Origin of the sequence: Williamsia muralis, assembly GCF_051487485.1 — a bacterium.
GTDB classification, from domain to species: domain Bacteria; phylum Actinomycetota; class Actinomycetes; order Mycobacteriales; family Mycobacteriaceae; genus Williamsia; species Williamsia muralis_B.
Genome location: NZ_JAHVCV010000004.1, coordinates 230,358 through 253,481, shown reverse-complemented (window position 1 = coordinate 253,481; position 23,124 = coordinate 230,358). Strand labels below are relative to the sequence as shown.

The 23,124-nt window shown below is 65.7% G+C and carries 26 protein-coding genes; 20 read left to right on the top strand and 6 right to left on the bottom strand.

All coding sequences use genetic code 11. The features are described 5' to 3' along the window. The first annotated feature begins 6 nt into the window (after positions 1-6). Positions 7-909: a tRNA pseudouridine(38-40) synthase TruA gene (gene truA, locus KXR83_RS12630; RefSeq protein WP_437425133.1), complete on the top strand. Its 903-nt coding sequence runs from the start codon at positions 7-9 to the stop codon at positions 907-909. A 41-nt stretch (positions 910-950) separates the two neighbouring features. Here truA and KXR83_RS12625 read toward each other — a convergent pair whose 3' ends face one another. Both KXR83_RS12625 and KXR83_RS12620 read right to left on the bottom strand, forming a co-directional pair. Next, positions 951-1,433, bottom strand: coding sequence for a TM2 domain-containing protein (locus KXR83_RS12625; RefSeq protein ID WP_437425132.1), 483 nt, complete (start codon positions 1,431-1,433; stop codon positions 951-953). Positions 1,434-1,462: 29 nt separating this feature from the next. Beyond that, on the bottom strand, positions 1,463-2,734 hold the full coding sequence (locus KXR83_RS12620; RefSeq protein ID WP_437425369.1) for a MinD/ParA family ATP-binding protein: 1,272 nt from the start codon (positions 2,732-2,734) through the stop codon (positions 1,463-1,465). 633 nt (positions 2,735-3,367) lie between these two features. Here KXR83_RS12620 and KXR83_RS12615 point away from each other — a divergent pair. The 15 genes from KXR83_RS12615 (at position 3,368) to ahcY (ending at position 14,711) form a co-directional block, all read left to right on the top strand. Further along, complete coding sequence (locus KXR83_RS12615) at positions 3,368-3,640, top strand: hypothetical protein (protein ID WP_437425131.1); 273 nt, start codon at positions 3,368-3,370, stop codon at positions 3,638-3,640. Further along, complete coding sequence (locus tag KXR83_RS12610) at positions 3,637-4,008, top strand: YbaB/EbfC family nucleoid-associated protein (RefSeq protein ID WP_437425130.1); 372 nt, start codon at positions 3,637-3,639, stop codon at positions 4,006-4,008. The genes KXR83_RS12615 and KXR83_RS12610 overlap by 4 nt, the downstream gene beginning before the upstream one ends. Before the next feature lie 86 nt (positions 4,009-4,094). Then, complete coding sequence (locus KXR83_RS12605; protein WP_023955911.1) at positions 4,095-4,412, top strand: type VII secretion target; 318 nt, start codon at positions 4,095-4,097, stop codon at positions 4,410-4,412. A 13-nt stretch (positions 4,413-4,425) separates the two neighbouring features. After that, the gene (locus KXR83_RS12600) at positions 4,426-5,748 is read left to right on the top strand and encodes a hypothetical protein (protein ID WP_437425129.1); all 1,323 of its coding nucleotides are present in this window, start codon (positions 4,426-4,428) and stop codon (positions 5,746-5,748) included. Positions 5,749-5,753: 5 nt separating this feature from the next. Then, positions 5,754-6,077, top strand: a complete 324-nt coding sequence (locus tag KXR83_RS12595) for a PE family protein (protein ID WP_437425128.1) — start codon at positions 5,754-5,756, stop codon at positions 6,075-6,077. Further along, complete coding sequence (locus KXR83_RS12590) at positions 6,074-7,102, top strand: PPE domain-containing protein (RefSeq protein ID WP_437425127.1); 1,029 nt, start codon at positions 6,074-6,076, stop codon at positions 7,100-7,102. The genes KXR83_RS12595 and KXR83_RS12590 overlap by 4 nt, the downstream gene beginning before the upstream one ends. A 5-nt stretch (positions 7,103-7,107) precedes the next feature. Further along, on the top strand, positions 7,108-7,929 hold the full coding sequence (locus KXR83_RS12585; protein ID WP_437425126.1) for an ESX secretion-associated protein EspG: 822 nt from the start codon (positions 7,108-7,110) through the stop codon (positions 7,927-7,929). Between the two features lie 124 nt (positions 7,930-8,053). Then, positions 8,054-8,386 (top strand): WXG100 family type VII secretion target, encoded by a 333-nt coding sequence (locus KXR83_RS12580; RefSeq protein WP_023955907.1) that lies wholly within the window; start codon positions 8,054-8,056, stop codon positions 8,384-8,386. Between the two features lie 38 nt (positions 8,387-8,424). Then, entirely contained in the window at positions 8,425-8,715 is a 291-nt protein-coding gene (locus tag KXR83_RS12575) for a WXG100 family type VII secretion target (protein WP_023955906.1), read from the top strand. 325 nt (positions 8,716-9,040) lie between these two features. Further along, positions 9,041-10,585 (top strand): APC family permease, encoded by a 1,545-nt coding sequence (locus KXR83_RS12570; protein ID WP_062798823.1) that lies wholly within the window; start codon positions 9,041-9,043, stop codon positions 10,583-10,585. A 158-nt stretch (positions 10,586-10,743) separates the two neighbouring features. Then, positions 10,744-11,982: an alkane 1-monooxygenase gene (locus KXR83_RS12565; protein ID WP_437425125.1), complete on the top strand. Its 1,239-nt coding sequence runs from the start codon at positions 10,744-10,746 to the stop codon at positions 11,980-11,982. Further along, a complete protein-coding gene (locus KXR83_RS12560) occupies positions 11,979-12,149 on the top strand; it encodes a rubredoxin (RefSeq protein ID WP_023955903.1) in 171 nt (56 codons plus the stop codon). The genes KXR83_RS12565 and KXR83_RS12560 overlap by 4 nt, the downstream gene beginning before the upstream one ends. 63 nt (positions 12,150-12,212) lie before the next feature. Then, positions 12,213-12,392 (top strand): rubredoxin, encoded by a 180-nt coding sequence (locus tag KXR83_RS12555; protein ID WP_030164608.1) that lies wholly within the window; start codon positions 12,213-12,215, stop codon positions 12,390-12,392. 101 nt (positions 12,393-12,493) lie between these two features. Further along, on the top strand, positions 12,494-13,192 hold the full coding sequence (locus tag KXR83_RS12550) for a TetR family transcriptional regulator (RefSeq protein ID WP_437425124.1): 699 nt from the start codon (positions 12,494-12,496) through the stop codon (positions 13,190-13,192). A 40-nt stretch (positions 13,193-13,232) separates the two neighbouring features. After that, entirely contained in the window at positions 13,233-14,711 is a 1,479-nt protein-coding gene (gene ahcY, locus KXR83_RS12545) for an adenosylhomocysteinase (RefSeq protein WP_437425123.1), read from the top strand. Between the two features lie 111 nt (positions 14,712-14,822). Here the strand turns inward: ahcY and KXR83_RS12540 are convergent, their stop codons facing one another. The 4 genes from KXR83_RS12540 to KXR83_RS12525 form a co-directional block, all read right to left on the bottom strand. Then, the gene (locus KXR83_RS12540; RefSeq protein ID WP_437425122.1) at positions 14,823-15,500 is read right to left on the bottom strand and encodes a hypothetical protein; all 678 of its coding nucleotides are present in this window, start codon (positions 15,498-15,500) and stop codon (positions 14,823-14,825) included. 171 nt (positions 15,501-15,671) lie between these two features. Next, positions 15,672-16,529 carry an Rv0361 family membrane protein gene (locus KXR83_RS12535; protein ID WP_437425121.1) on the bottom strand — a complete coding sequence of 286 codons (858 nt, stop codon included), beginning with the start codon at positions 16,527-16,529 and terminating at the stop codon, positions 15,672-15,674. Between the two features lie 187 nt (positions 16,530-16,716). Then, on the bottom strand, positions 16,717-17,208 hold the full coding sequence (locus tag KXR83_RS12530) for an Rv0361 family membrane protein (protein WP_437425120.1): 492 nt from the start codon (positions 17,206-17,208) through the stop codon (positions 16,717-16,719). Between the two features lie 187 nt (positions 17,209-17,395). Continuing rightward, entirely contained in the window at positions 17,396-18,031 is a 636-nt protein-coding gene (locus tag KXR83_RS12525) for a dTMP kinase (RefSeq protein ID WP_062798812.1), read from the bottom strand. Between the two features lie 105 nt (positions 18,032-18,136). Between KXR83_RS12525 and mtrA the strand changes: the two genes are divergently transcribed. The 4 genes from mtrA (at position 18,137) to KXR83_RS12505 (ending at position 22,957) form a co-directional block, all read left to right on the top strand. Beyond that, positions 18,137-18,814 (top strand): MtrAB system response regulator MtrA, encoded by a 678-nt coding sequence (mtrA, locus tag KXR83_RS12520; protein WP_023955897.1) that lies wholly within the window; start codon positions 18,137-18,139, stop codon positions 18,812-18,814. After that, a complete protein-coding gene (gene mtrB / locus KXR83_RS12515) occupies positions 18,811-20,421 on the top strand; it encodes an MtrAB system histidine kinase MtrB (RefSeq protein ID WP_437425119.1) in 1,611 nt (536 codons plus the stop codon). Before mtrA ends, mtrB begins: the two co-directional genes overlap by 4 nt. After that, positions 20,414-22,180: an MtrAB system accessory lipoprotein LpqB gene (gene lpqB, locus KXR83_RS12510; protein ID WP_437425118.1), complete on the top strand. Its 1,767-nt coding sequence runs from the start codon at positions 20,414-20,416 to the stop codon at positions 22,178-22,180. Before mtrB ends, lpqB begins: the two co-directional genes overlap by 8 nt. 93 nt (positions 22,181-22,273) lie before the next feature. After that, a complete protein-coding gene (locus KXR83_RS12505; protein ID WP_437425117.1) occupies positions 22,274-22,957 on the top strand; it encodes a ComF family protein in 684 nt (227 codons plus the stop codon). The last annotated feature ends 167 nt before the right edge of the window (positions 22,958-23,124 follow it).

Sequence of the window (23,124 nt, the reverse complement as noted above, 5' to 3'; positions counted from 1 at the left end):
GAGAACATGTCTGACGAGCCCGCCACCGGAGTTTCCGGTGGCGGGCTTCGTCATTTCACCTCGCCGGTCCGGCTGCGTATGCAGATCGGCTATGACGGAACAGATTTCGTCGGATGGGCCAGACAGCCCGGGCAGCGCACGGTGTGCGGGGTTCTGGAGCAGACACTGTCCACCATCGTTCGCGAGCCTGTCACCCTGACGGTCGCCGGACGGACCGACGCCGGCGTGCACGCCACCGGTCAGGTCGCCCACTTCGACGTGTCCGGCGAGGCGTTGCAGACCAGGTCGATCGCCGGTGAACCCGCGAACCTCGTTCGACGGCTGGCCAAGATGTTGCCGCCCGACGTTCGGGTGAAGGATGTCGAGACCGCACCTGCCGAGTTCGACGCTCGATTCTCGGCGTTTCGTCGGCACTACGAATACCGACTGGCCGATGATCCCTGGGGTGCCGAGCCGGTGGCTGCCCGCACCACCGCGGCATGGACACGGCCCCTCAACGTGGACAGGATGCAGCAGGCATCAGCAGAACTGCTGGGTCTGAACGATTTCGCCGCTTTCTGTCGCCGGCGTGACGGCGCGACCACCGTTCGTGACCTACAGCGATTCGAATGGGTGCGTGACGACTATGGCGTGCTCGTGGCCCAGGTGAGTGCCGACGCTTTCTGTTGGTCGATGGTGCGCTCACTCGTGGGTGCGGTCGCCGTGGTGGGGGAGGGCCGACGCACACCCGAATGGTGCGCCGGACTACTCCGACAACGGGTTCGCTCCAGTGAGGTGCCCGTTGCACCGGCGTGCGGGCTGAGTCTCGTCGGTGTGGACTACCCTCCCGATGAGGAAGTCGCCGAACGCAATTCCGTGACCCGTGAGGTCAGGTCGGCGATCGACCCGGCCGGGTGTTGCGGCGACTGACCGGCTTCGCCGGCAACAAACAATTCCCGGCCCGACAATGGTCAGGGACGCAGCTTGAATCCCCGCGGGTCTCGCACCGCGCCGGTGAACATCATGATCGCATCGATGATCACCCAGATGCCGAGGCCGAACAACACAAGCCAGCCGACCAGGACGAGGGTCAGCAGCCATCCGACGAAGAGCGTGATGAGCTGGGTGACGGCGATACCGTTCGAGCCGAGGTAGAAGCGGCCGGCGCCGAAGCCTCCCAGAAAGAGCTGCAGTAGGCCGGCCGTCGCTTTCGACCTGTCGGACAACGGTTCTCCGGTGAACGGGTCACGACCGAACGGCGCGCCCGGGTCGCCGCCGAACCCATACCCGGGCCCGTGGGGCTGGTTGTAGAACGGTTGCGGAGCGAACTGCGGCGCTGGAAACGGTTGCTGCTGATGATGCGTCTGGTCCCAGGGCTGCGACGGGCGCGCCGGCCGCGTCGGATCGTATGGATCAGGAAGTCCCGAATCGTCGTATGGCATGGGGTAATTCATTCTGGTACCTCGCTGGTCGACCGGATGGGTCAGGAGTTGTAGAAGGGCTCGCCCCGTCGCGATGCGGTGGTCGAGAAGTCCTCGGCGACCGTGGCCGCCAACTCGACAAATGCCCTGCGGGTCGACTTCCCGAGAAGATCGAGGTCGACCTCCGCGCCTTCGGCGAGGTGGTCGTCGAACGGGATCTGCTGCACCGCGCGACAACGGGTGAGGAAGTGGGCGCTGAGCTGGCCGGTGTCGATGGTGGACGCCCCGGGGCGCGACGAGCTGAGTACCACCACCGCGCCGGAGACCAGGTGCCCGAAGCCGTGCGCCTGCAACCAGTCCAGGGTGGCGCCCGCGCTGCGGGCACCGTCGATGGCGGGCGAGGTGACGAGGATGAGTGAATTCGCCATGTCGAGCACACCGTTCATCGCCGAGTGGCTCAACCCGGTGCCGCAGTCGGTGATGATGATGTTGTAAAACCGCTGCAGCACCGTCATCACGCCGCGATAGTCGGTCTCGCTGAACGCTTCGGCGACGGCGGGATCACGTTCGGAAGCAAGGACTTCCAATCGGCTCGGGGCCTGGGAGGTATGAGCGCGCACATCCGAGTACCTGTAGATCGATTCATCGGAGAGCAGGTCGCGCACGGTTGACCGCGTCTGCTGCGGAATGCGCTGAGCAAGCGTGCCGAGGTCGGGGTTCGCGTCCACCGCGATCACGCGATCGCCGCGCAGAGAAGCGAAGGTCGATCCCAAACCGACTGTTGCGGTTGTCTTTCCCACGCCTCCCTTGAGGGAGAGAACCGCTATGCGGTAGTCGCCGCGCACCGGCTGGTTCACCCGATCGAGGAGTTGCTTGTAGATCAGGTCATCCGGGGACTCGCCTGGGTTGATGGCCCCAGCGGACAACTTGTGGACGGTGCGTCGCCATCCACTGGCCGGGGCACGCCGTGCCTTGCGGAGTAGCGCCACCTCGTCGAGGGTGGCCGGCCCCGACACCGGGGGTTGGGATGCGAATCCCGCCGGGCCGGGATAAGTATGTGGCGCATGGTGCTGGGGAGTCATGTGCTGGGCCGGGCCGGAGCCGGTCTGCGATGCCGGTGGCGGGGTGTGCGGTGGCGGCATCGTCGAAAAGTGTTGAGAGGGTGCGGGGCCCGGTCCGGTGACGAACGGCGGAGTGGCGAAGTGCTGGGCGGCCTGCTGATCCGGGGTCGGGTACTGCGGCGGGCCGGGATGGTGCGGCGGACCGGAATGTGGTGGTCCGGGTTGCGGTGGGCCGGGTTGCGGTGCCGGGGCCGACGAATTGCTCTGCGACATAGGAGGATCGAATGCCGTGGGCGCGGGCCCGTCATGCGCGGCGCTGAAGTGTTGCTGCGGAACTGCTGTCGGCACCACGTTCGGCGTTGGGCGGTTGTGCGGCGTGGGCGTCGGGTGTCCGTCGCGAGTTGATTGTCGTTCATCTGTCGGAGGTTCGGAACCGCTCGCGGGTGCCTGCCCGTGCCTGCCCGGTGCGTGTTCGGTCGACGGTTCCTGCAAACGGGTGTCGGAAACCGGTGACGAATCATGCTGTGGGACTGCGGGATCGGTGGCTCGAGGCGCGCCGAACGCGGCGACATCCACCTCTGCGGCGTCCTGCAGCCATGGCGGAGCCGCCGGCACGTCGGCATTGTCGAAACTCAAAGTACTGCCCCCTGTTGCACGATCGAACCCCCGGACACAGTTCTTCGATCTCCCCGAACTGCCCCGCACCCCGGCGTGCTCACGGCGCCGGCGACATCGCCGGCCCTGTCTTGCACACCGCCTGCACGGACTATAGACCAACGGGCGGTTCGCCGGATGTTCTGGACTGGCGTTGTCGGCGCTTGTGGGTACTATCTGCAACCACAGGGGAGAAGAAATCTAGGGGGGAACGTGGCTGCCGCGACTTCGCGTACCGGGAACATTGCTGTTTTGACCACTGATCAGGGGTTGCCCACATCGGTGAAGATCGAGCCTGCTGAGCTCCGGAAAGACCCAGGGCTGTTGGCCGCCGAGGTGCTCAGGCTGTGTCAGCAGGCCGCGATGAAAGCCGGTGTCGCGCGGCGTGACGAACTGCGTGCCGGCGGGGTGAGTAACGAGATCATCGATGCGATGAACCTGCCGCGCCCCGACGACCTCGCCCGGGCCGAGTACGAGGACGACGCGGTCGCCGGTGCTCCCGGTAGCTGGATGAGGTCGGTATGAGTTCGGCCATGGACGAACTCGAGGCGCGGGCGCGGGCCCAGCTCGACGGACTCCGCGAGGTCAACGAGAAGCTCGCTGCCATCTCGGTACGGGAGACCTCACCCGATGATCGGGTCACGGCCGAGGTCGACGGGGTCGGTGCGCTGACCGGCTTGTGGTTCAGCCCCACTGCACACGCCATCGGCGCGACAGAGCTGGGTGATCTCGTGGTCGCCACCGCGTCCACCGCTGCCGCTCAGGCTTTTGCCCGGCGTGCTGCTGTGCTCGAGGACTTCAACGAGTCCTTCACCGAGCTCGTCGCCAGCCGACCCGGCGCCGCGCGTCCCCGGTCGCCGATCGGAACCACACCGCATTCGTCGGCGTCCTAGTTCACGACGCAGTCACTAGCACGACCGGCCTCGGCCGGTCCGCTTCTGCAAGTACATGCTTCACCATTCACATCAACGGGGGTTCGATGTCCGAGATCACTGCTGTTCCTGCTGCCATCGAGGCGTTCGGTGACACGGCGGCACTCATGTCCGCTGCCGTGGCCAGCGCGGGATCCATCAACGCCGCGGCGAACATCGCGCAGATGGTGCCGGTCTTCGGTTTGATCGGCCAGGAGTTCCTCCTGGCGTTCGCCGGGGCCCAGGCCAGCCACCTGCTCGGGGTCGGTCAGCTTGCAGCGGTGCATGCGGGGACGGCAGCCGCTGCGCTGGCAACGGCATCGGAGTTCACGGACACCGATGATGGGGCCGGCCGAGAGTTCACAGCCATCCAGTCGGCGCTGTGAGACAGCGCGACCAATGACCGAATCCGAGCCTGCCCCGCTGGCTTCATCTCCTCCTGTCGACCCCACCATCAATGACCTCCTGCAGGCGAGTCCGCTGGGTCCGATCCTGGACACCCCGGTCAGTCAGGTGCTCAAAGACCTGGGAATAACCGGTCTTCCGCAGCTTCCGCCTGCTCCGCCGATGCCTGGACTGCCGCCGCTTCCGCCGCTTGATCTGGACGTCCTCGTCAAGCCGCTCACCGACCTGCTCGGTGGTTTCGGAACGGGGAACCTCGGCGGTGGGGACTTCGATCCGACCTCGATACTCCAAGGGCTCTCCCAGATCCTCGACCTGTCGATGTCCATGGGTTCGGGGGCGCTCAAGGCGCTCGACCAGGTCTGGACGGGCCAGGCGGCCACTGCCACCGCAGCCAAAAGTGTGCAGACAAGCGCTGATACGGCCGCTCTGTCCGCGCAGGGAACCACGATGACGGCCGACACCCAGGGTGCCGCGGCGATCGTCGGCACCGGACTGGCGCTGGTACAGGGCATCATCGCGAAAACTGTTGCGATCATTGCCGCTTCGGCCCCTTTCCTGGTGACGCCTCCGGGTCAGGCAGTGGCACTGGGTGCCGCTGCCGATGGTCTCGCCGAGGCCACGGCCGTTGTCGCGGCCACGCGGGCAGAGCTGTTGGCGCCGACGGGGCACATGGTCGTCAACGGACAACCGGTGCCGGTGACCGGGGCACCGATGGCGGGTCCATCGCCGTTCTCCATCGCCGGGACGGTGCTCGACAGTGTCGGCAAACCCATGGTCGCGGGCGTCGGGCAACTCGGCGGGATGGCAGGTCCGGCGGGCACTCAACTACTCAGAACCCATGAGGCACAACTGAAGAACTCGGCTAGCGGTCCATCGATGAATCCCGCAGGAACCATGCCTGCCGGCCTTGCGGGTGGCCTGGGCGGCGGCGGTGGTGGCGGAGGCGGCGGTGGCCTGGGTCCAGGCGGCGGGCCCAGTGCGCTGAGCGCCCGTACCACCCCAGGACTGATGAGCGGCGCCGGGCCGGAAGGTGTTCCGGCAACGAACAATCGCAATCAAAGCACGGTGGTCCCGGCTGCGATGGGAAGCCCGATGGCGCCGATGGGTGCGATGGGAGCCGGTCGCGGAGCTGGTGCGTCAGACGACCAGCACGAGACCGCGGACTACCTCGTGACCGAGCTCAACGGGACCCAGATCATCGGGGACATACCGAACGTCGCGCCCCCTGTGCTGGGAGAAGTGCAGACCGAAGACCGTGAGTCCACACCTGACGTGCGGTTGCGCCTGGGACCGTCGGGCAGAGACCAGGAGATATGACACCGATGAACAACGGAGAAACGATGACCGGCTCGCAATTGAAGGTCGACCCCGACGAATTGATCCGCGCGGCAACGGATCTCGACCGGCTGGCCGATCAGCTGGGCAGTGCCCTGACACAGCATCTGCCGACGCTGTCCGTCGCTCCGGCCGGCCGCGACGAAGTGTCGACCGTCGCCGCACAGACCCTGACAGCAGTGGGGGCCGAGTTCGCGGCGACCACCTCGGCCGGAGTGCACGAACTACGAAAGATCGCGGCCGTGCTGCGGGCTCAGGCCGGGGGCTACCGCGGTGCCGAAGAGAGTGTCGAGGAGGCTTTCCGGCTGTGACCGGGTTCACGGGTGTGGTCTGGGAGGCGCGGCCCGCGCAGCGGCTCGCCGCGGATCTCGTCGAAGGCGGCGCCGGGTCGACACCGTCTGCGCAAGCGGCGCTCGCCTGGGGCTGCGTCGCGGGGGTGCTCGCCGATGCGGGACTGGACTACGCGGCAATTCTGACGCGCCTCGGAACCGGTTGGGAATCTGCGACGTCCGACCACGCGTTCGCCAGGCTCGCTGATTTCGCGACCTGGTTCACCGAGGTTTCCGCGGCCGCCGTGGAGAACGCGGGGAAGGCCACGGCTCAATGCGCCGCCACCACCGTTGCTCATGCCAACATGCCCAATCTGCCCGAGATCGCTGTGACCAAAGGTATTCGAGACACAGCGGCTACCGTGGGTGCCGCACTGGGCGCGCCGATCGGTGGCGTTGCGGCAGATGCCGAACGCGCTCTGCACGACCAGAAGCAGCGTGCTGCCCGGGTCATGGACACGTACGAGGCCGCCAGTGCACCCCTTGCCGAACCGTGGCTTCCGCCGCGTCTGACGGAGGTCGTCTCGCCCACCGCGCTGGCCGGCGAACAGGTGTCACGTCAGCCTGCGCATGTCGCGCCGGTATCGGCACCCGCCTCGACGACATCCACCGGGCCACTGGTCTTGGGCGGATTCGCGCCGGTGCCACAGACTTCGCGCGAGAAGACGCGTTTTGCCACAACGGTTCTGGCCGGTACCACAACTCCGTCCGCAGTGGCCGAGGCTGCGGGCCAGCCGACACCTCAGCGGTCGGCAACTGCGATGACGCCTGCGCCCCCGGTCTCGCCGCTCGCGACGGTCGGCCAGGAGCCGGCACGTGCGGCCCGGTCGCCGCAGGGCGCGGGTATCGACGCAGCGGCCGTCACCCAGGACCCGACCGGTCGGTTCGGTGACGAATCGGGCCCGGCAACCGAGGTCATCGACGCTCGATACCGAACGGGTGCACTCGATTTGCCGCCGGCGACGTCGGTCCCGGCAGTCCTCGGTGCCCCGGACACAGGACGATGACAACGATGTGGACCAAGGACACCGCACCGGAGTACCACGTGACTCTCAGTGATATCGACTTTCTCGCACAGGTTCTCGACATACAGACGTGGCCGACGGTGCTCGATGTGACGCCGATTCACGACACCGCAGTGCAGCGAGCCGCGGCGCATGCCTCCGCGTCACGAAAGCTGCTGGATGCCGGGATCATGAGCAGGGATGCCTGTTCGACAGCCGGCGTGACCGAGCCGCTGGCGGACGCGCTGGCCGTCCTCGCCAACCCCGAGGCCGTTGTGGAGCTCCGGCGATACGGCATCGAGATGTCGGCGCGCATGTGTCTGGCCCGGAGCGGCGGCAGACATGTTGTGGCACATCGACGTCCGGACGGACTCACCATCCGAATGCTCGGGACGGTCGACGCGAGCGAGGTCGGGCCGCTGATCGCCGCTGAACTCGGTGCGATGTCGGCGGCGGACGTGCAGTCGATCAGCGCGCCCGCGGCCGAACTCCGCGAACGACTCGATCGCGCGGCCACGGCGGCCGACTATGCGGATGCGCTCTACGCCGTCGGTGCGACGCACGCTGACGCAGCCAGGTATGCGGCGGCATTCGAATCGTGTGTCGGCCATGCCGAGATTATTGCGCGGGAGGCAGGCCCGGGCACAAATCTACGAACGTCAGGCGCGGTCGCGGTGTACGACACCGCCCGTGGCCGGATCGTGGCGAGTCCGACCATGTCGCCCGATGGCCGGATCTGGACGACGCTGTCCGCGGGTTCACCGCACCGCATCGCGCAGGCAACCGACCTGTTGATGGAGACGTTGCCGACCGGCAGATGGATGCCGTGATCGGGGGGAATCGAGAGGGGGAGGAGATCCCGGCCGTCGAGGCTGATCGACGAACGGGAGTCAGTCGCTGTACACGCGGACGTCATCTGATTCCGCGGCAATCACACACAAAAGGGGAAGCATCATGAGCACCGGAACCAACGGTCTCGATCTCGACGTCGCGGCCGGTTTGGCCTCGACGAAATCGGTGGGGGACATCGTCGACGACATGGGCACCGTCCTGGCTCGCATCACCGCAGACGCCGAAGAGGCGCTTGCACTGTGGAAAGGCAACGCGAGCGGGGCCTTCCAGGGCGCGGTGACCGCTTGGAAGGACGAGGCGACGCAGTTGCAAACAGCTCTCGACACACTCAAGACGTCGCTGTCCACCGGCTTCAACGGCTACGACGCCGACGACCAAGACAACGCCGGCATCTTCAACAACGTCGCCGGATCCGGACCCGCGCTCAAGCTCTGAGCGCTCACACTTCCACCGAGTCAGAAAGCAGACCAACCATGAGCATCATCCAGTACAACTACCCGCGGATGGAAGAGCTGGCATCTCAGCTCAACAGCAACTTCAACCAGCTCGAACACCTCGCCACCACCTTGAAGTCCGAGGTGTCCCGGCTGCACGAGAACTGGCAGTCGCAGCAGGCATCGCAGGCGTATGGCGCTGCTCAGCAGTCGTGGGACACCAGCTTCACCGACTCCCGCGCGCTGCTGACCGCGCTGTCGTCCAAGGTCACCGAGGCATCGAGCAACATGCAGGCTGCCGACCAGCGGACGGCCGGCTACTTCAGCTGATCGTCGAACACCTCGAACATCCCGAAGCCCGCCGGCCACCTGAGTCGGCGGGTTTCGGCGTCTGGCAGGTGGGGTCTTATTTGCGACGCACTTCCTCCGACTGCGGTGAGTTCCTCCGGTTGCAGCCGGAGGTTGTGGCGGGAGTCGGAGGGTTTGCCGACCACACCACGCCGATCGACCGGGTGCCTCGGAGCCGCCAATTTCGTTGCCGTAAGAATCTTCGTGTGCATCGCGGCGGATTGGGCAATCTACGCCGGTTGCGTCCGATAGTTTGCAGACAGGCTGCACGCTGGGGCACGCCGCGTTCGAGTGAGGGAGTTCCTGCATGGGTAATCCGCTGACACGGACAAAGTCCGTAGAGCAATCGATGGCTGACACCGAAGAACCCGGTTCGCAGCTGAAGAAGAGTTTGACCTGGTGGGACCTCACGGTCTTCGGTGTATCGGTCGTCATCGGTGCCGGCATCTTCACGATCACCGCGTCCACCGCGGGTAACAAGGCCGGACCGGCGATCTCGCTGTCATTTGTGATGGCCGCAGTGGCGTGCGCACTGGCGGCCCTGTGTTACGCCGAGTTCGCTTCCACGGTTCCGGTCGCCGGGTCTGCCTACACCTTCGGATATGCCACCTTCGGTGAGTTCCTGGCCTGGATCCTCGGCTGGGACCTCATCCTCGAGTTCGCGGTCGGCGCCGCGGTGGTGTCGAAGGGGTGGTCGAGCTATCTCGGCACAGTCTTCGGATTCGCGGGTGGCACAACGGAAATAGCCGGGCACACCGTCGACTGGGGTGCCTTGGTGATCGTTTCGGTGATCACCGTCCTGCTGGTGCTCGGCACCAAACTGTCGTCGACGTTCAGTGCAGTGATCACGGCCATCAAGGTGACGGTTGTGCTGCTGGTCATCGTGGTGGGCTTCTTCTACATCAAGGCCGACAACTACAAGCCGTTCATCCCGGAGTCGCAGCCATCGGAATCGGGTGGCAAGTCCGTTGACTCGACGCTCTTTTCGTTGATCACCGGTGGTGGTGACTCGAGCTACGGCTGGTATGGCGTGTTGGCGGCGGCGTCGATCGTGTTCTTCGCGTTCATCGGATTCGACGTGGTGGCAACAACTGCCGAGGAGACCAAGAACCCCAAGAAGGATGTTCCGCGAGGCATCCTCGGTTCCCTGGCCATCGTGACGGTGCTGTACATCCTGGTCACGATCGTGGTGACCGGCATGTTGAGCTACAAGGAACTGGCGACATCGGCGGGTAACGGCGAACCGAAGAACCTGGCGTACGCGTTCGGCCAGAACGGCGTCACCTGGGCAGAGAAGGCAATCTCGATCGGTGCCCTGGCCGGACTGACAACCGTTGTGATGGTGTTGATGCTGGGCCAGTCCCGGGTGTTGTTCGCGATGGCCCGAGACGGACTCCTGCCGCGCTCGTTGTCGAAGACGAGCAAGTTCGGCACACCGGCCCGAATCCAGATCATCGTGGGCGTCGCGGTCGCCGTTGTCGCGGCATTCTTCCCGATCGAGAAGCTCGAGGAGATGGTCAACGTCGGCACGCTGTTCGCCTTTGTTGTGGTCGCGGCCGGAGTCATCGTTCTCCGACGCACCCGCCCGGATCTGCCCCGCGGCTTCAAGGTGCCGTTGATGCCGTTCCTGCCGATCGCGGCAATCGTGGCCTGCCTCTGGCTGATGTTGAATCTGTCGGCGCTGACGTGGATCCGATTCCTGATCTGGATGGTCATCGGCGTAGCGGTCTACTTCCTCTACAGCCAGCGTCATTCCATGGTGGGCAAGCGCCAGCGTGGCGAGATAGACGACGCAGTCGGTGACGCGGCATTGGCCGCGGAAGCGAAGAGAGCGGGACCGAACCGGCCGTAACGGCTGACTCGCACAGAGCCCCGGTCGAGAGTCCAACTCTCGATCGGGGCTCTTTTGTGAACTGGGGCACTTTACAAATTACCTCGAATGTATAGACAACGGACGTGACACTGGTTATTGTCAAACTCATCACGTTCTACTCGACGAGGAGGTAGTTGATGAGCACCGATCTCACGGCACAAGGTGGCCAGGGGGTGTCGCCGGCTCTCGAGTGGAGAGACCGCAAGCGATACCTGTGGTTGCTCGGCCTGATCCCCCCGACGGCACTGTTTCTCGCGGCCGGTCTGATCGCCGGCTTCAACGCACTCGGATGGAGCGCGGTGTCACCGGTGTGGTGGTGGATCGGACCTCTGCTCGTCTACGGTCTGCTACCCGTCCTCGACATCTTCTTCGGACCGGACGGTCAGAACCCTCCCGAAGAGCTGATGGAGCAACTGGAGAACGACAAGTACTACCGGTATTGCACCTACGTCTACATCCCGTTCCAGTTCGCGAGCCTGATCTTCGCCTGCTACCTGTGGACAACCAGCGAACTGAGCTGGCTGGGTGTCGACGGCGGACTGGGCATCGTCTCCAAGATCGGTGTCGCGCTGTCGATCGGTGTCATGGGTGGCATCGGCATCAACACCGCTCACGAACTGGGCCACAAGAAGGATTCGCTCGAACGCTGGCTCTCGAAGATCACCCTCGCGCAGACGTTCTACGGTCACTTCTACATCGAGCACAACCGGGGCCATCACGTCCGTGTCGCGACACCCGAGGATCCGGCCAGTGCCAAGTTCGGTGAGACGTTCTGGGCGTTCCTGCCACGCAGCGTCTGGGGTTCGCTCACCTCGGCGTGGAAGCTTGAACGCACCCGGATGAACCGCCTGGAGCACTCGGTCTGGAACATCCGCAACGACGTGCTCAACGCCTGGCTGATGTCGGTGGTGCTCTGGGGCGCGCTGACGATCATCTTCGGCTGGGAGATATTGCCGTTTATGGTGATTCAGGCGGTGTACGGGTTCAGCCTGCTCGAGACGGTCAACTACCTGGAGCACTACGGGCTGATGCGCCAGAAGCTTCCGAGCGGCCGATACGTACGCGCGGCACCCGAGCACAGCTGGAACTCCGACCACATCTGCACCAACATCTTCCTCTATCACCTGCAGCGTCACAGCGACCATCACGCCAATCCGACCAGGCGCTACCAGGTCCTGCGGAGCTTCGACGACGCCCCGAATCTGCCCAGCGGCTACGCGAGCATGATCACGCTGGCGTACTTCCCTCCGCTCTGGCGCAAGGTGATGGACCACAGGGTGATCGACCACTACGACGGCGACCTCGCCAAGCTCAACGTCGTACCCGGCAAGCGGGAGAAGGTGCTCGCCCGAGCGGCTGGGAGCAAGCAGAAATGAGCGCTTACCGATGCCCGGTGTGCGACTACGTCTACGACGAGTCGGCCGGGGCGCCGCGCGAGGGTTTCCGGCCGGGCACAGCGTGGAACGACGTGCCGGACGACTGGCCGTGCCCCGATTGCGGGGTCCGCGAGAAGGTCGACTTCGAACCCGCTCCAGGGCGCTGACCGCAGCGGCCGAATATCACCGATGACATCGCCACAACAGACATCACCACCAAGGACATCACCATGAACTACAAGCTGTACGTCTGTATGCAATGCGGGTTCGAGTACGACGAGGAAAAGGGTTGGCCTGAAGACGGAATCGCGCCGGGAACCCGCTGGGACGACATTCCGGACGACTGGAGTTGCCCGGACTGCGGTGCCGCCAAGGCTGATTTCTACATGGAGGAAGTAACCCGGTCTTGACCGCCGATACGGTGGAGCCGTTGCGGCCCGGTGTCGCGGTGCGTGCGGGCACGCGCACACGGGCCGTCGGGCACACTGCCGCCGACCGATATCCTGGCCGCATGTCTGAACCCCCTGTCGAACCGGCGTCGGCACGCCACGCACCACGGGGTACGGCACCAACGGACGTCGGTTCGGTCCCGGCGCCGCAGACCCCCTTCGCGCAGGCGAGCAAGAAGCTGTTGCGGGACAGCCTTCTCGACGGGATGCGTGATCTCCTCCGCACCCGCGACTGGTCGGCTGTCACCATGGCCGATGTTGCGGCGGCCTCCGGGGTCAGCAGGCAGACCGTCTACAACGAGTTCCGTTCGCGACAGGGCCTTGCCTCGGCGTACGCACTGCGGTTGGCCGACGAACTCGTGGACCTGGTGTCAGCCGCGATCCTGGCGCACGAGGGGGAGGCGAAAGTCGCCTTGGCCGAGGGGTTCTCGGACTTCTTCGCGACTGCGGCCGACGACCCACTCATCCAGTCGCTGCTCACCGGGCAGGCGAAACCGGACCTGCTCCGGCTGATCACCACCGATGCGGGGCCGTTGATCACGCAGGCCAGTTCCCGGGTCGTGGGCCTGTTACAGACGAGCTGGGTCCAGGCGGACGAGACGGCGGCGGTGAGAATCGCCCGTGCCATCGTCCGGATGGCGCTGAGCTATGTGTCGATGCCTCCCGAGGCCGACCGCGACGTCGCAGACGATCTGGCCGAGATCTTTGGGCCGGTGGTGGATGCCGCAGCCGGGGGCCGAGTCGGTTCATCCACCCGTTAGCCTGGTACCCATCATCCAAGTTGGACTTGAGGAGTGGTTAATGACATCGGTCCAGACCGGTTCGCTCACGGCGGACACCCGCAACGGTATCGACTTCAAGGTCGCCGACCTTTCGCTTGCAGAATACGGGCGTAAAGAGATCGGCCTGGCCGAACACGAGATGCCGGGCTTGATGGCACTCCGACGCGAATACGCAGATGTGTTGCCGCTCAAGGGAGCTCGGATCTCCGGGTCTCTCCACATGACCGTGCAGACCGCTGTGCTGATCGAAACCCTGGTGGCTCTCGGCGCTGAAGTGCGTTGGGCCTCCTGCAACATCTTCTCCACCCAGGACGAGGCCGCCGCGGCCATCGTCGTCGGACCTCACGGCACCGTGGACGAGCCCAAGGGCGTCCCCGTGTTCGCGTGGAAGGGCGAGAGCCTCGAGGAGTACTGGTGGGCTGCCGAGCAGATGCTCACCTGGCCCGGTGAACCGGCCAACATGATCCTCGACGATGGCGGCGACGCCACCATGCTGGTGCTGCGTGGCGCTCAGTTCGAGAAGGCCGGGACCGTGCCACCCACCGACGACGACACCGATTCGGCCGAGTACAAGGTGTTCCTGTCTCTGCTGCGCGAGCGGTTCGAAACCGACAAGGGCAAGTGGTCGGCGATCGCGAAGTCGGTCCAGGGCGTCACCGAAGAGACCACCACCGGTGTGCTGCGCCTGTACCAGTTCGCCGCTGCCGGCGAGCTGACCTTCCCCGCCATCAACGTCAACGACTCGGTCACCAAGAGCAAGTTCGACAACAAGTACGGCACCCGCCACTCGTTGATCGACGGCATCAACCGCGGCACCGATGTCCTGATCGGCGGCAAGAAGGTGCTGATCTGTGGCTACGGCGACGTGGGCAAGGGCTGCGCCGAGTCCCTCGCAGGCCAGGGGGCACGCGTGCAGGTCACCGAGATCGACCCGATCAATGCCCTACAGGCGTTGATGGACGGATACGACGTCGTCACGGTCGAGGACGCGATCGGCTCCGCCGACATCATCATCACCTCCACCGGCAACCTCGGCATCATCACCTTCGAGCACATGAGGCAGATGAAGCACCACGCCATCCTCGGCAATATCGGTCACTTCGACAACGAGATCGACATGGCCGGCCTGGAAGCGTCGAAGGACATGACCCGGATCAACATCAAGCCGCAGGTCGACCAGTGGATCTTCCCCGACGGCAAGGCAATCATCGTTCTGTCCGAGGGTCGTCTGCTCAACCTGGGTAACGCCACCGGCCATCCATCGTTCGTGATGAGCAACAGCTTCTCGAACCAGGTCATCGCCCAGATCGAACTGTGGACCAAGAACGACGAGTACGACAACGAGGTCTACCGGCTGCCGAAGGCCCTCGATGAGAAGGTCGCGAAGATCCACGTCGAAGCGCTCGGCGGCAAGCTCACCAAGCTCACCAAAGAGCAGGCCGAGTACATCAACGTCGACGTCGAAGGGCCGTACAAGCCCGAGCACTACCGGTACTGATCCACATCTGAACAGGTAACGACAGAGCACCACCGAAATGGTGGGTCCAGCGGCATCACTCGGTGATCGCCTCGGGGCCCACCATTTTGGTGTCGGGGCTGCGATGGGCGATCAGCCGGTGATGATCCCGCCGCCTTCTGGTTCGTCGGAGGTTGAACGCTCGGACAGGCTGGGGCAGAAGCGCCACTGATCCTCTTCGTTCCGGAATGCCCAATGCACCTCGCCCGTCTCGGACTCGATGGTCATCACGCCGTCGATCTTGCCGACGATGCCGCTGACCGTGACGTCCTGGATGTCGATGCGGGCGGTGATCGACCCGTTGCGGTCGAAGAGATCCTGATACCCGGCCACGGACTCGGTTCGTGAGTCCGCGGCGCAGGCCATGTCGTGCAGCCCGATCGCGTCCTGGTCGTTGATGAGCTGAACGCGCTTCTCCGCAGCGGCCTGGACGGCGTTCTCCTCGGCCGTACCGTCCAGTCGGCCGGTTGTGGTGACCGGGCCCTGGGTGGATGAGGACGGTGCTGCGAACGGGTCGCTGTTGTTGCCGCCGTTGAACGAGAGGACGGCGGCCAACCCCACGGCCAGCACGACCACCACGCCGATGACTCCGGCGACGATCAGTCCGGTGTGTGAACCTTGTGGAGGTGGAGGTGGAGGTGGAGGCGATCCCCATGGAGCCGGCCGGCCGAACGGCTGTGCCGACGGGGGAGACGGGTTCCATTGACCGGACGGTGCGGGCCCCCACTGCCTCGGCCCCGGCGCCTGCCATTGACCGTTCTGTCCTGGCACGTTGCCGGCACCATGCCGGCCGCTCGGTGGGCCGGGCTGTTGTGAGCCGCCTTGACCGGGCTGCGGCTGACCGTGTGTGCCGGGCCGTCCGTGCGGGTCCGACGAACCTGGGTCACGCCAGGGCGACGAGCCCGGTGGTGGGTGGGTCAAGGAGTCCTTCCCGAGGACCGCTCAGATTTCTCGGGTCGAGCAGATCAGCCAGTCCCCGGAGCGGTTCTCCATGTCGAAGGTATAGCGATTGGTGTCGAGGTCGGATTGGTTGTCCGGGTCGACGAAGGTCAGTGACACCGTTGCCTGCGCGCTGTCCCCGGTGACATCGATACCGGTGACCGAGTTCAGCTTCATTCCGACGGTGGCGGTGTCCTTGGCCTGGATGTCCTCGATCGTCGCCTCCTCGGCGCCACAGGTGACCGCGATCGCCGCGTCCCAGTCGCGGGCGGTGAACGCCGTCGTGTACTCGCGCACGGCCGCCTCGATCTGCTCCTCGGCGTCGGCGGTCGAGGTCTGTGAACTGTCGGTGGTGTCCGACGATCCGGTGGATTCCGAGGTTTCCGTCGAGCTCGTCGGCGAGGCTTTCGGGTCGTCGTCGTCGCCGCCGAGAACCAGGAACAGCACAACGCCCAGGGCGATGACCACGGCCGCTGCGATCCCGATCCCGATGATCCAGGGCGTCTTCGACGGCTTCGGCCCGGAGGGAGGACCGTAACCCGGCCCGCCGGGGCCGCCTCCCGGTGGCGGCGGGGTGGCGCCGTACGGCTGCTGGTAGCCGCCGTACTGGCCGGAGTTGTACTCACCCGGGCGGTACTCGCTTGTCGGTTCGTACTGCGGTTGTCCGCCGCCGGGCGACGAGGGTTGTCCCCAGCCGGGCTGTTGTCCGGCCTGACCGCCCCAAGTGGGTTCGCCGGGTTGGCCCCAATTCGGCTGCTGTCCCGGTTGTCCGCCCCAGGTCGGTTCACCCGGACCGGAACCCCACCGAGGGTCCCCCTGGTTGTCGCCCGAGCCGTAGGGGCCTTGCGGTGGTTGCGTCATCGGGGCCTCCGGGCGAGTTCGTGAGTGGCTGGGGTGTCAGCTCGGTGTGTGGTGAATAGCGTTTGCGCAGCGGCGGTTTGCTGTGTTCGAACATTACTGGGGATACCGGCACCCACCAACAGGGGAGTCGACCACACGCCGGGTCGTTGCCGACATGTGATGGTGGTGACAGGCGGTTTCCGTGAAATCAAAGATAATGGATAGGCGATTCACTATCGCTTGGTTGGCACATCTTCCAGCCGGTTTGCTCGCGACTGAAGTGGGTGAGTTCGGCAGGCCGGGCGGAGATGGCCCCGTTCGTGGGCCCGGCGATCGCCAGCGTTACGTGTGCGGTTGCCATCTGGTTGTCGCCCGATCCGATGAACTGGATGTCGGCTATGCGGGTGACACGGACGAGCGCCCCTTGCGAAGGCGGCCCGAGGGCCTGGACGATCTGGTGTGCGACAACGCCCTGCTGATCGCAGTATGTGAGCGAGAGCGCGGCCGGGTCGCGGCGATTGAGCGCGTCGATCTGCTGGTGGACCAGTTCGCGGATCTGGCTTTCGTCGTCGGCTGCGGCAGGTCGCAGGGCAAGACCGGACCACACCAGCGCGATGTTGAGGACCAGGACAACCAGGGCGAGCAGGGCTGCGGTGCGGACGGGTACGTACTGAGTCGGGTGGGGCAGCGTAAGGCTCATGCGCTGACCTCCCTCCACCCGGATGGTCCAGCGCGGATGCTCCTCGGGGACGACCTAGGTCTCTGGTCGAGAGGCTAGTGATGCGACGGTATGCGGCAGCGGACATAACGGCTGTCGTTGCAGTGTCTTGACCGAGTTGTGATCGCTGGTCGGGATTTGGCTATCGCGCAACCCGGGGAGGTCGTCGCTAGATGGCGATCAACCGGTCCGCGAGCTCGGGATCTGCCTCGGTGCCGAGCCGCGACCACGGCGACATCCAGCCCATCTCGGCGAGCGCGCGGTAGACGAGCCCGGTGCGTTCCTGGAGCTCGTGGTCGCGCTCGTAGTGGTCGCGCAGGCGTGAGGCATCCAATTCGGCGCGCGACTTTGCTCGGCCGATCGCGACATCGGTCGGAACGTCGAGCAACAGATGATGATCGGGTACCGGTAGCCCGAACCTGCTGAACTCCAGAGTCGTCACCCACTGCACCACTTCGCCATCGGCGTCCTGCCCCAAACGGGCTGCGCTGTATGCGGCGTTCGACGCCACGTAGCGGTCCAGGATCACCGCATCGTTGGCAGCCAACAACTTTCGCAAATACTCCGCGGCGTCGCGGCGATCGAGGGCGAACAGGATCGCCATGGCGTGCACGCTCGAACGCAGATCGCCGTGTTCTCCGTGCAGTGCCTCGGCGGCGATGTCGGCGGTGACGGACTCGCTGTACCTCGGGAACGTCAACGTCTGCACCCGATAACCCTGTGTGGCCCAACGGTTGACGAGTCCGGTGACCAACGTGTGTTTGCCGGCGCCGTCGAGACCTTCCACCGCTATCAATACGCCCACTCCTGCAGGGTAGCCGCGTTCGGCGGCCAAACGCCGCAGCCCGGTGGGATGGGCCGGTCGGCGCGTCAACCACAAATAAGGGCCATTCGGTGACACGATGAGACGATGAAACCCAGGATTCTGGTTGTCGATGATGATGCGGCATTGGCGGAGATGCTCACCATCGTGCTGCGCGGAGAGGGCTTCGAGCCCTTCGTGGTCGGCGACGGCACTCAGGCGCTCACGGCGGTTCGCGAGATCCGGCCGGATCTGGTGTTGCTGGACCTGATGTTGCCTGGGATGAACGGGATCGACGTGTGCCGGGTGCTCCGGGCGGATTCGGGAGTCCCGATCGTGATGCTGACCGCCAAGTCGGACACCGTCGACGTGGTCCTCGGGCTCGAATCCGGCGCCGACGACTACATGATCAAGCCGTTCAAACCCAAGGAACTGGTCGCCCGGGTACGCGCCCGCCTACGCCGTACCGAGGACGAACCGGCCGAATTGCTTTCGATCGGTCCGGTCGAGATCGACGTTCCCGCACACAAGGTGACGCGTGAGGGCGTGCCCATCTCGCTGACCCCGCTGGAGTTCGATCTCCTCGTGGCGCTCGCTCGCAAACCCCGTCAGGTCTTCACCCGGGACGTGCTGCTCGAACAGGTGTGGGGCTACCGGCACCCGGCCGACACTAGGCTGGTCAACGTGCACGTACAGCGCCTGCGGGCCAAGGTCGAACACGATCCGGAAAACCCAGAAGTGGTTCTCACGGTGAGGGGGGTCGGCTACAAGGCCGGACCACCGTGATCGGACGCCCTCGGCGCCGCATCAATGGTTCGTTCGGGCCGTGGATGCGTCGGGTGGGCGCGGTCGGAAGGATCGTCGGACAGCTGTGGCGGCGTTCGCTGCAGCTGCGTGTTGTCGTGTCCACGCTCGCTCTGTCGTTTGTGGTGCTCCTCATCCTGGCGTTTGTGCTGACCAGTCAGATCACCGATCGGCTGCTCGACCTCAAGTTGCAGGCGGCCACCGAAGAACTCGACCGCACCCGGGTCGCCGTCGAACGCGACCTCTCCGGCGCCGATCCGAACACCTCACTGGTCAACCGGCTGCGGCAGACCCGGTCGATCCTCACCGACCGCGATGTCGACTCGGGCGATTCGTCGGGTGTGGTGGGTACCTTCGACACGGTGTTGCTCGCACCAGGCTCCGGACCCACCGAACCGACAGGTGTCGGCCCGGTGGGGGAGATCCCGGAGAACCTCCGCCAGATGGTGCAGGGCGGCCAGATCGCCTACCGATACTCGTCGGTGACGGGGTCGAGTGGGCACCAGAGTCCAGCGCTGATCATCGGCAGCCCCACGAACTCCGACATCCCGGGCCTCGAGCTGTATCTGGTCTTCCCGCTCACCAATGAAGAGAACACCGTCTCGCTGGTGCGGGGCACGATCTTCACCGGTGGAATCGTTCTGCTCGGGCTCCTCGCGGCCATCGCGATCCTGGTGTCGCGGCAGGTGGTGATCCCGGTCCGATCGGCGTCGAGGATCGCGGTGAGGTTCGCGGACGGACGTCTCAAGGAACGTATGCCGGTGCGCGGTGAGGACGACATGGCCGAGAGCCTGTCGAAGCAGATCACCCACCTCGAAGAGTTCGGCGGTCTGCAGCGGCAGTTCACCTCGGACGTCTCCCACGAACTGCGCACCCCGTTGACCACCGTGCGGATGGCTGCCGACGTGCTCTACGAGAGTCGCGAACAGCTCGAACCGGTCCTCAAGCGGTCGGTGGAACTGCTGGACAAAGAGCTCGATCGATTCGAGACGCTGCTCAGCGAGTTGCTCGAGATCTCCCGCCACGACGCCGGAGTGGCGGAACTCGCCGCCGACAGGCTGAACATGTCGATCCCGATCGATGCCGCGGTCAGGACCGTGCAGCATCTCGCCGACGAGACGGACACCGAACTGATCCTCGATCTCCCCGACGAACCCGTGATCGCGGAGATCGACCCACGAAGAGTGGAACGTATTCTGCGAAATCTGTTGGCCAACGCCATCGACCACGGCGAACAGCGACCGGTGACGCTGACGATGCGCAGCGACGGCGATGCCGTCGCCGTGACGGTACGAGACCAGGGAATCGGTCTACGACCAGGTGAAGAGAAACTGGTGTTCAACCGATTCTGGCGATCCGACCCCTCGCGGTTCCGAAGGTCGGGCGGCACCGGCCTCGGGTTGGCCATCAGCGTCGAAGATGCGCGACTGCACCAGGGCCGGCTCGAGGCCTGGGGAGAGCCGGGGCAGGGCGCCTGCTTCAGGCTCACGCTTCCGCTGGTCCGTGGACACAAGGTGCTCGGCAGTCCGCTACCGCTCAAGCCGGCTTCGATGCGACGCAGCCGGGATTCGGGGCAGACCCATGTATGAGCGATCGAGGACCCTCCGGACCGGGATCGTACTGGCGGTGGTCATCGCGGCCGCGGCCCTGCTGTCGTCGTGCGTGTCGATCCCGAACAACTCCAGTCCACAGCCGCTGGGGTCGCTCGAACGGCATCAGCCCACCCGCAACGTCCCCACACCGCGCCCGGACATGGACCCCGAGGCGTTGGTGCGCGACTTCCTGAAGGCGTCGGTGCAGCCGGGATCGGGCCATCTCGCGGCTCGTCAGTTCCTCACCCAGGAGGCGTCGAACTCCTGGGACGACCAGGGTGGGGCACTGCTGCTCGACGAGATCAACGTGCTCAGTGACAACCGCACCGACGACACCATCACGGTGCGGGTGAACGGCGAGAACACGGGTGAACTACAGCCCAGCGGCCAACTGATCCCGAGCTCGGGACGGATCGAGACCCGATTGTCGCTGCGCAAGGTGGACGGGCAGTGGCGCATCGACGGTCCGCTCCCGGTCGGGGTGGTGATGGACCGCGAACAGTTCGAGGCGTCGTACCGGCCGCACGTGCTCTATTACCCGAGCACCGACGACCAGCACCTGGTGGCCGATCCCCGGTGGATGTACTCCGGCGGCGACCAACTCGCCGACCAGCTCATCGGTCTGTTGATCGCCGGACCGGTCGACGACCTACGAGGCGCCGTCACCAACGAATTCCCGGCCCGGTCGTCGTTGCACGGCTCGATCGAGTCGCTGCCGACGGGCGGGATCAGACTCGATCTCGCCGGCCTGAACGGCGTGGGTGACGCCGAACGTAATCGCCTTGCGGCGCAGATCATCTGGACGCTCAGCGAGTCCGACATCACCGGGCCGTACGTGATCGACGCCGACGGCGCACCGCTCGACGAACGACACTCGGGCGGATGGCAGACCAGCGATGTGGAGTCGCTCGATCCCAGCCCGGCACCGGACACACCCATGGGACTGCACATCATCCGCGGCGGATCGCTGTCGCTGGTGGCCGACAACGCGGTCACGCCGGTGCCCGGGGCGCTCGGGTCGACGCGCAGTCTGCTGTCGGCCGACATTTCGGCCAACGGCAGGCGGGTGGCGGTGGTGTCGCAGAACACGGCACCGGGTCCGGCGCCGCGCCTGGCGCTCGCGGTCGGGGACTACGGCGCCGCCGTCACCCCGGTACTCGAGGGCGAGATGATCACCCGACCGTCGTTCGCGGGTGACGACCAGACGATGTGGGCAGTTGTCGACGAAACCCGTGTCACGCAGGTCACCCAGGGTGCCGGTGGTGGACAGATCACCGAGACGGAGGTCGACTCGTCGGCCATCAGGGCGGTGGCCCAGGGGCCGATCACCGAACTACAGGTGTCGCAGGACGGTGCCAGGGCCGCGATGATCGTGAACGGTCAGGTGGTGCTCGCCGTCATCGAGGACCGGGCCGACGGCAGGCCGGTGCTTACGAACGCGCAGGGCGCCGCGGCGCTCAACATCTCGGGTGCGGTGTCGCTCGACTGGTTGAGCAGCGAGATGCTCGTCATCGCGAGGAACGCATCCGACGGCCCCGTGGTGCAGTTGCGGATCGACGGCACGCCACCTGGGGCGCTGCCGAGCGGCAACCTCAGTCCGCCGGTGACTGCGGTGGTGGCCGGCCAATCGACCATCTACGCCGCGGACAGTCGCGGAGTGCTCAGGCTCGGGAGCACCAACGATGAACCCGACCAGTACTGGAGTGAGGTCACCCCGACGATGGGGTCGGGCGCAATCCCCGTCCTACCGCACTGAGCCCTGCTGTGGACAACCACCGGGCTGTGGACAGCCCCTTCTGGCACAGTCGCGCACCGCTGTGCGAGTGGATGTCGCCGCGATGATGGCGGCATGGTCAGACGTGTGGTCGACGCCCTCACCGACCTGGTGGTGCCGCGACTGTGCGGCGGCTGTGGGCGTCCCGGCCTGAACTGGTGTGCGCAGTGCGCATGCCTTCTCGCCGATGCACCCACGGCTGTGCAGACCCGCGTGCCACTGGCGGTGCCGGTCTATGCCGTGGGCCCCTACACCGGGCCGCGCCGCCGGGCCATCCTCGAACTCAAGGAACACGGCCGCGTCGATCTCGCCGCGCCGCTGGGACGGGCGCTCGCCGATGCACTCCGGATTCTCGATGGTTGGTCGGAGTTACCGATGGCCACGCGCCTGGTCCTGATCCCGGCTCCGACGAGGAAGCTCTCGGCACGTCGGCGCGGTGGCGATCCTGTGACCGCGATCTGCCGGTCCGCCGCGGCGCACCTGGGCTCGGCGGTGGCGGTCCTCCCGGTCCTGACGACGTCGCCGTGGGCCCGGGATTCGGCCGGACTGTCGGCGTCCGCTCGCAGCGCGAACCTGGCCGGCGCGATAGGCATCGGCGGGCGCGCCCTCCGCGACGTCGCGACCGCGCGGGCCGGCGGCACCGCTGTCGTCTTGGTGGATGACGTGGTGACCACCGGAGCCACGGCGGCCGAATCGATCAGAGTTCTCGATCGAGCAGGAATCGGCGTACATCTCGTGCTGGTGATCGCAGCAGTATGACGGGGTTCCTCGTGCTTGTCATCCGTTGGCGCCGAACATGTTTCGTGGCACGGGGGTAGGGGTGCCGAAGCCGGCCGGCGCGCCGCCGGAGGTGAACACCTGTTGACGAAACTGTGGCGAACACCTGCCGGGCGGACTAACGTCAGGGGTGCGATCTGATTGCCAGA